The 7,557-nt window shown below is 71.7% G+C and carries 5 protein-coding genes; 2 read left to right on the plus strand and 3 right to left on the minus strand.

Annotated elements, in window-relative coordinates; all coding sequences use genetic code 11:
• Positions 1-19 precede the first annotated feature (19 nt).
• The gene (locus ACFVGS_RS26955) at positions 20-1,015 is read left to right on the plus strand and encodes a 2-hydroxyacid dehydrogenase (protein WP_385694053.1); all 996 of its coding nucleotides are present in this window, start codon (positions 20-22) and stop codon (positions 1,013-1,015) included.
• A 36-nt stretch (positions 1,016-1,051) separates the two neighbouring features.
• Here ACFVGS_RS26955 and ACFVGS_RS26960 read toward each other — a convergent pair whose 3' ends face one another.
• The 3 genes from ACFVGS_RS26960 to ACFVGS_RS26970 all read right to left on the minus strand — a co-directional run bounded on the left by ACFVGS_RS26960 (position 1,052) and on the right by ACFVGS_RS26970 (position 5,914).
• Positions 1,052-2,920 (minus strand): anthranilate synthase family protein, encoded by a 1,869-nt coding sequence (locus tag ACFVGS_RS26960; protein WP_384420780.1) that lies wholly within the window; start codon positions 2,918-2,920, stop codon positions 1,052-1,054.
• Positions 2,921-3,036: 116 nt separating this feature from the next.
• Positions 3,037-3,093: a trp operon leader peptide gene (locus ACFVGS_RS26965; RefSeq protein ID WP_078513512.1), complete on the minus strand. Its 57-nt coding sequence runs from the start codon at positions 3,091-3,093 to the stop codon at positions 3,037-3,039.
• Between the two features lie 25 nt (positions 3,094-3,118).
• The gene (locus tag ACFVGS_RS26970) at positions 3,119-5,914 is read right to left on the minus strand and encodes an N-acetylmuramoyl-L-alanine amidase (protein WP_385694056.1); all 2,796 of its coding nucleotides are present in this window, start codon (positions 5,912-5,914) and stop codon (positions 3,119-3,121) included.
• A 161-nt stretch (positions 5,915-6,075) separates the two neighbouring features.
• On the opposite strand from ACFVGS_RS26970, the gene ACFVGS_RS26975 reads away from it, so the two are divergent.
• On the plus strand, positions 6,076-7,428 hold the full coding sequence (locus ACFVGS_RS26975) for a class II 3-deoxy-7-phosphoheptulonate synthase (RefSeq protein ID WP_384420777.1): 1,353 nt from the start codon (positions 6,076-6,078) through the stop codon (positions 7,426-7,428).
• Positions 7,429-7,557 lie beyond the last annotated feature (129 nt).

The raw sequence follows: 7,557 nt of genomic DNA on the forward strand, positions 1-7,557 counted from the left end.
CACGTCTTCGGAGGGGCCCGTGGAGATCCTGGCGTTCGGCGTACAGAGGGACGAGAAGCCGCTGATCGAGAAGGCCTTCGAGGAACACCACGACGTCCGGTGCCTGGACGTCTTCCTCACCGAGGACACGGCGCCCATCGCCGCCGGCCACGAGGTCGTCTCCACGAGCGTCAACTGCAGCCTCGACCACCGGGTGCTGCAGAGCCTGGCGGCCGGCGGGACCCGGATGATCGCCCAGCGCTCCACCGGCTTCAACAACATCGACCTCGACGTGGCCGAGCGGCTCGGCCTCACTGTCGCCCGCGTCTCGTCCTACTCGCCGTACTCCGTCGCCGAGTTCGCGTGGACCCTCGCCATGGCCGTCAACCGGCGGATCGTCCGTGCCTCCAACCGGACCCGCGACTTCGACTTCCGGCTCGACGGGCTCATGGGCCGCGACCTGCGCGGCCGTACCGTCGGCGTCCTCGGCACCGGCAGGATCGGCGAGGCCTTCACCCGGATCGCCCACGGCTTCGGCATGAACCTGCTCGGCTGGGACGTCGCCCAGAACCCCGCCTGCCTCGAACTCGGCATGAAGTACGTCGACAAGGAGACGCTCCTCGCCGAGGCCGACCTGATCAGCCTCCACGTGCCGCTGCTCCCGGCCACCCACCACCTCATCGACGCGGCCGCCCTGGCCGCCATGAAGGACGACGCGATCCTGGTCAACTCCAGCCGCGGCGGCCTCGTCGACACCGACGCCCTGGTGCGCGAACTGCGCGCCGGCCGCTTCACCGGCGTCGGCCTCGACGTGTACGAGGCCGAGGCCGGTCTCTTCTTCCTCGACAAGTCCCTGGCCGGCATCGAGGACGACACCCTCGCCCGCCTGGTGACCTTCCCGAACGTCGTGGTCACCTCCCACCAGGCGTACTACACGGCCGACGCGGTCGGCCAGATCATCGACACCACGGTCCAGAACGTCCGCAACCACCTCGCGGACAGGCGCGACGCGAACGTCCTGGTACCGAGGGCCTAGGCCGTTTCTTTCGGATCAGGGCCGGGTCCGCGCCGTTCAGACCAGAACGCCCGCGAGCAGCGAGGCGGTCACCGCCGCCCCCTCCGTCGTCAGGACCGACTCCGGGTGGAACTGCACGCCGGCGAACGAGGGGGCGCGCAGCGCGTGCACCTCGTCCGTCGCCGCATCCCGGCTCACCTCGATGCGGTGCAGGGCCAGTTCGGTCGCCGTCCGCTCGTCGCAGCGCGCCGTGAAGCTGTTGTAGAAGCCGACCGTCCGCTCCTGCCCGAACAGGTCGATCCGCACCTGCGCGCCCTGGAACGGGGTCCGCTTGCGGACGATCTCCAGGCCCAGCTCGGCCGCGATCAGCTCGTGACCCAGGCACACGCCGAGCACCCCGTGCCGGTGGCCGCGCAGCAGTTCCGCCGTCAGCCCGCGCAGGAAACGCATCTTCGGATCGGCCGCGTCCTGCGGGTCGCCGGGGCCGGGACCGAGGACCACCGGGCCCTCGTGCCCGAGCGCCAGCTCGCGAAGGCCTGGCTCGTCGTAGCGCAGCACCGACACCTCCAGGCCCGAGGAGCGCAGCAGGTGCGCCAGCATCGCGGTGAAGGTGTCCTCCGCGTCGATCACCAGGGCGTGCCCGGACAGCTCCGCCGAACGCACCTGCATCCGAAGCCAGAACGGCGCCAGGTCCGCCCGCCGCGCGTCGAGCGCCGCCCGCACCCGCGGGTCGTCGGCGAGCCGCGGCGGCACCGCGCCCTCGTCACGCGGCCGGCCCTCCCGTACCCCCAGGGCCGCCAGCACGCCCGCGGCCTTGGCGTGGGTCTCGGCCACCTCGCCCGCCGGGTCGGAGTGCCGCACCAGCGTCGCGCCGACGGGCACCCGCAGCGTCCCGTCCGCCGCGATGTCGGCGGTCCTGATGAGGATGGGCGAGTCCAGGGTCTGCGCCCCGTTCTCGTCGGTGCCGAGCAGTGCCAGCGCGCCCGCGTAGTAACCGCGGCCTCCGACCTCGTGGCGCTCGATGACCCGGCAGGCGTTCTGCAGCGGCGAGCCGGTCACGGTCGCGGCGAACATCGTCTCGCGCAGCACCTCGCGCACGTCGAGCGAGGAGCGGCCCCGCAGCTCGTACTCCGTGTGCGCGAGATGCGCCATCTCCTTCAGCCGCGGCCCGATCACCACCCCGCCCCGGTCGCCGACCGTGCACATCATCTTGAGCTCCTCGTCGACGACCATCGACAGCTCCTCGGTCTCCTTGCGGTCGGCCAGGAACGCGAGCAGGTCGTCGGGGGTCGGCGCGGCGCCGGCCGGGTAGCGGTAGGTGCCGCTGATCGGGTTCATCACGACCGTGCCGCCCGACATCCGCACGTGCACCTCCGGGCTCGCGCCGACCAGCGTGCGGTCGCCCGTGTGGACGACGAAGGTCCAGTACGCGCCCCGCTCGCCGGTGAGCAGCCGCCGGAACAGGGCGAGCGCGTCGGCCCGCCCGAAGCCGGGGACCTCGCCGGTGAAGGTGCGCCGGATGACGAAGTTGGCGCCCTCGCCGCGCCCGATCTCCTCGTCGATCACGCGCCGCACGATCCGCCCGTACTCCTCGTCGGAGACGTCGAAGCCGCCGCCCTCCACCCGGACGTCGTGGGCGGGGAGCTGTGCGAGGGCGTCGGCGAGCGGCAGCTCGTACGCCTCCTCGGCGACCAGGACCGAGAGCGGGGTGCCGTCGTCGCGGACGTCGAAGCCGCGCTCGCGGATCTGCCGGAACGGCACCAGGGCCAGCGTGGGCAGGTCGCGCACGGGCAGCTCGGCCAGCCGCCCGGCCTGGTGCACCGGGCCGGTCAGCACCTCGACGGTGTCGTGGTCGCGGCCGGGGGTGCGGCGGCGCAGCAGGGCGAAGGGAGGGGCGGAGTCGTCGAGGAGACGGGAGAGGTCCATGAGCGTGTTCCTTCCGGGCTTCCGGAGCCTGGGGCGGGATTCGGGGAGGAACGGCCTGTGGATACGACGAAGGCCGCCCCTCGGGCGGCCTTCGCGTGAGTTCGGTGTACGCGCAGTCAGTGGGCCGCCGGATGAGCGGTCCACCACCAGTTCTGGGTCGTCTGCGCGAACATGCCCGCACTCTAACCCACGGTCGGGTCAGATCAGGAGGTTGTAGACGTTCCAGCCGCCGCCGATCTTCACGCGGGTGGCGTACGGGGCGGTGAGGCTGCCGGTGGCCCGGTACAGCCACAGGTAGCCGGAGGTGTCGCGGGCGACGAGGTCGGCCCTGCCGTCACCGGTGACGTCGCCGACGGCGAGCAGCCGGTCGTAGGCGTTCCAGCCGCCCCCGATCTTCACGCGGGTGGCGTACGGGGCGGTGAGGCTGCCGGTGCCCTTGTACAGCCACAGGTAGCCGGAGCCGTCGCGGGCGACCAGGTCGGCCCTGCCGTCGGCGGTGATGTCGCCGGTCGGGACCAGCCGGTCGTACAGGTTCCAGCCGCCGCCGATCCTCACCCGGGTGGCGAACGGCGCCGACGGGGTGCCGGTGCCCTTGTACAGCCACAGGTAGCCGGAACCGTCGCGGGCGATCAGGTCGGCCTTGCCGTCGCCGGTGACGTCCCGCGCGCCGGAGATCCGGTTGTAGATGCCCCACCCGGTGCCCACCTTGAGCCGGGCCGCGAACGGCGCCGACGGGTTGCCCGTGCCCCGGTAGTACCAGAGGTAGCCGGAGCCGTCGCGGGCGACCAGGTCCCCGGTGCCGTCGGCCCGCAACGCGGTCGTCGCGCTGATCAGGTCGTACGCGTTCCAGCCCGGGCCGATCCGGTAGCGGGTGAGGAACGGGTTCGCCGGGTCGCCGCTGCCCTGGTACTGCCAGAGCACGCCGGAGGCGTCACGGGCGAGCACGTCGTGCCGGGTGGTGCCGGGGTCCGGCGCGACGCCCGGCACCTGCTCCACCTGGTCGGCCCGCACCCACGCGAGACGGTGGTTGTAGTGGATCGGGACGTACGTGACGGTGCCGACGACGTTCTTCTGGGCGGAGCCGAACCAGTCGTCGCCCTTCACCTCGGCGCCGGCCTTCGCGTACTCACCCGTGAGGGTGTACTTGGACAGGTGGTCCGGGTCGTCCGTCGGCGCCTGCAGGCCCGCGGCCGTGTAGGCGGCGGTCTCGGGATAGGAGCGGCCGTAGACCCGGACCGTCACCCCGGCCCTGGCCCTCACCCGGGTCGGCGCGGACGTCACCGGCACGGTGTACTGCCCGCCCGGGTTGTGGAACCAGGCCTTCTTCCCGGCGTACCAGACGGCCGTCCAGTCGGTGGTCCGGTCGGCGACCACGTAGGTGGCGCCCGCGCGGACCTTGTTCCCCCAGTTCGACCCCTCCGTCCAGAGCGAGGAGAAGTACGGGTCGGTGAGCGGCGCCGAGCCGGTCGACGGGCCGGAGTACAGGTAGCCGAAGTTGCTCGGCCGGGCCGGGACCGCGCTCCCGTTGTACGTCAGCGGCGGCTGGTTGGCCGTGGTGAACGGCGGGACGACCCGGACCACCTGGCCGGCCGCGAGCAGCCCGCCCGCGCCGCCCGCGCCCGTGGGCGCGCCCATCAGAGCCATGAAGTGGTTCCAGTCCCAGTACGGGCCCGCGTCCCAGTGGGTCCTGCTGCTGTAGCCGTCGAGCTGCATCGGCACCTCGTCGTGCCCGATGACGTGCTCGCGGTCCAGCGGGACGCCGTACTTCCCGGCCAGGAACTTCACCAGGGCGGCGGTCGACGCGTACTGCGACTCGGTGTACCAGCTGCCCGCCTTGATGGCGTAGCCCTCGTGCTCCACGCCGATGGAGTGCATGTTGAGCGTCCAGTTGCCCGCGTGCCACGCCAGGTTGCGGTTCTCCACCATCTGGGTGACCAGGCCGTCGGAGGCGCGGACCAGGTAGTGGGCGCTCGCCTTGACGTCCGGGTTGGTGAGCGTGGCGAGCGAGCCGTCGTAGCCGCCCTCGGTGTCGTGGATCACGATCTGGCGGATGCCGACGCCCTGGTTCGGGCGGTCGGCGAGCGTGTAGTTGCGGGTGGTGCCGTCGGAGGCCGTGCGCGAGGGCACGAAGTTGCAGGTCAGGCCGGAGGGGCACTCGGGCGTCGGGACCTGCGTGGTGCTCGCGGAGGTGACGGCGAGCGGCATCCGGGAGGGCCTGACGGGCTGCACCGAGGGGTCGGCGGGCAGGACGAGCTGCTCGCCGTCCGAGGTCGTCTCGCGCTCGCCGGTCCTGATCGACTCGAAGACGCGCCGCGCGAAGAGCTCGGCGCCCTTGCGGTCGGGCGACTGGCTGTAGCGCGCGATGGCCGGGTACCAGGCTCCGGGCGCGTCCGGCAGCTCGTCGCCGCCGCCGGCCTGGCGCTGGTACTCCGCGAGCAGCGCCGCGCCGGCCCGGATGCTCTGGGCCGGGTCGTCCTTCACGGACTCGGCCGAACCGTCGATGAGCGCGGCGGCCGCGTCGGCGGTGTGCAGCCGCGGATCACCGGTGTCGACGGCCCGCTTCGGCAGGGCGGCCAGCACCTTGGCCGGGTCGAAGGTCTTCTCGATCTCCGGGCGGCCGCTCTCGTTGAGGTGCGCGAGGCGCTCCTCGTGGTCCTCCGCCTCGATGTCGTCGGGGTCGACGTCGGTCAGCCCCATGACGTTGTACGCGCCGGTCGTGCTGGGCTCGCCGTCGTGCGACTCCCAGCGGGTCTGCCGGTACGAGACCGCCATCAGCACGCTCTGCGGCACGTCGAACTCGCGGGCCGCGTCGGCGAAGGCCGAGCGGAGCGAGGGTTCGGCGGCGTTCCTGCCGTCGTCGCCGCCGAGGGCGCCCGGGGAGGCGACCGCGAGGGTGCCGATCGTGGCGCCGACGACGACGCCCGCCAGCGTGCCGTACAGCAGTCGCTTCCTCCCGCGGTCCTGGCGGTGTCTCTTGCGGTGTCTGTGGATCACACCCACCCCTCGGTGCAGTTGTTGGGAAGGGCCGGAAACTAACAGCGCTGTTCAACGCGCGGACTCACGGAAGGTGTCGCGCGCGTGTCCGGATGGCGGGTCCGTGTCTCAGCAGCTGGGCAGAGGGACGAGACGGGGCGAAGACCCCGTACTGTTGTCGCGTGACCGTGAACGCTGATACCCACGCCGTCGCCAAGGCGACCTGGCGAGACCTGCCCGCGGCGCAGCAGCCCGAGTACCCCGATGCCGAGGCTCTGCGCGATGTGATCGCGGACCTCGAGTCGTATCCTCCGCTCGTCTTCGCCGGCGAGTGCGACCAGCTGCGCGCCCGGATGGGAGCCGTCGCCCGTGGCGAGGCGTTCCTCCTTCAGGGCGGCGACTGCGCCGAGGCCTTCGACGCCGTGTCCGCCGACCACATCCGGGCCAAGCTCAAGACCCTGCTCCAGATGAGCGCCGTCCTCACGTACGCGGCCTCCGTGCCCGTCGTCAAGGTCGGCCGCATCGCCGGGCAGTACTCCAAGCCGCGCTCGAAGCCCACCGAGACCCGCGACGGCGTGACGCTCCCGACCTACCGGGGCGACTCCGTCAACGGCTTCGACTTCACCGAGGCCGCTCGCGTCCCGGACCCCGAGCGCCTGAAGCGGATGTACAACGCCTCCGCCTCCACGCTCAACCTGGTGCGCGCCTTCACCACGGGTGGCTACGCCGACCTGCGCCAGGTGCACGCCTGGAACCAGGACTTCGTGAAGTCCTCCCCGTCGGGCCAGCGCTACGAGCAGCTGGCGCGCGAGATCGACAACGCGCTGAACTTCATGAAGGCCTGTGGCACCGACCCGGCCGAGTTCCGCGCGGTGGAGTTCTACGCCTCGCACGAGGCGCTGCTTCTCGACTACGAGGGCGCGCTGACGCGTACCGACTCGCGCACCGGCAAGCTGTACGACACCTCCGGCCACATGGTCTGGATCGGTGAGCGCACCCGCCAGCTCGACCACGCCCACATCGAGTTCGCCTCGCAGATCGCGAACCCGATCGGCATCAAGCTGGGCCCGACGACCACTCCGGAAGAGGCGCTGACCTACATCGACCGCCTCGACCCGGACCGCGAGCCGGGCCGGCTGACCTTCATCGTCCGCATGGGCGCCGACAAGGTCCGCGACAAGCTCCCCGAGCTGGTGGAGAAGGTCACCGCCTCGGGCGCGACGGTCGCCTGGGTGACCGACCCGATGCACGGCAACACCTTCGAGGCGGCCTCCGGCCACAAGACCCGCCGCTTCGACGACGTGCTCGACGAGGTCAAGGGCTTCTTCGAGGTCCACAAGGAGCTGGGCACCCACCCGGGCGGCATCCATGTCGAGCTCACCGGTGACGACGTCACGGAGTGCGTGGGCGGCGGCGACGAGATCTTCGTCGACGACCTGCACCAGCGCTACGAGACGGCCTGCGACCCGCGGCTCAACCGCAGCCAGTCGCTGGACCTGGCGTTCCTCGTGGCCGAGATGTACCGCGATCAGTAAGTAGCTTCCTACGACAGTGGGGCGCGGATCCTTGTGATCGGGGGGCCCCGGTCGGTTTGGGGGGGTTTGGGGCCCCGCCCCGCCCGGTGAGGGTAGGTTTTGCTTTTGGATAGAGGCGGGGGGGGTAAC

Origin of the sequence: Streptomyces sp. NPDC127114, assembly GCF_042677525.1 — a bacterium.
Lineage (GTDB): Bacteria > Actinomycetota > Actinomycetes > Streptomycetales > Streptomycetaceae > Streptomyces.

Bases quoted from the DNA above. Each gene is read 5' to 3' on its own strand.
- ACFVGS_RS26960 (WP_384420780.1), bottom strand. From the start codon at position 2,920: ATGGACCTCTCCCGTCTCCTCGACGACTCCGCCCCTCCCTTCGCCCTG.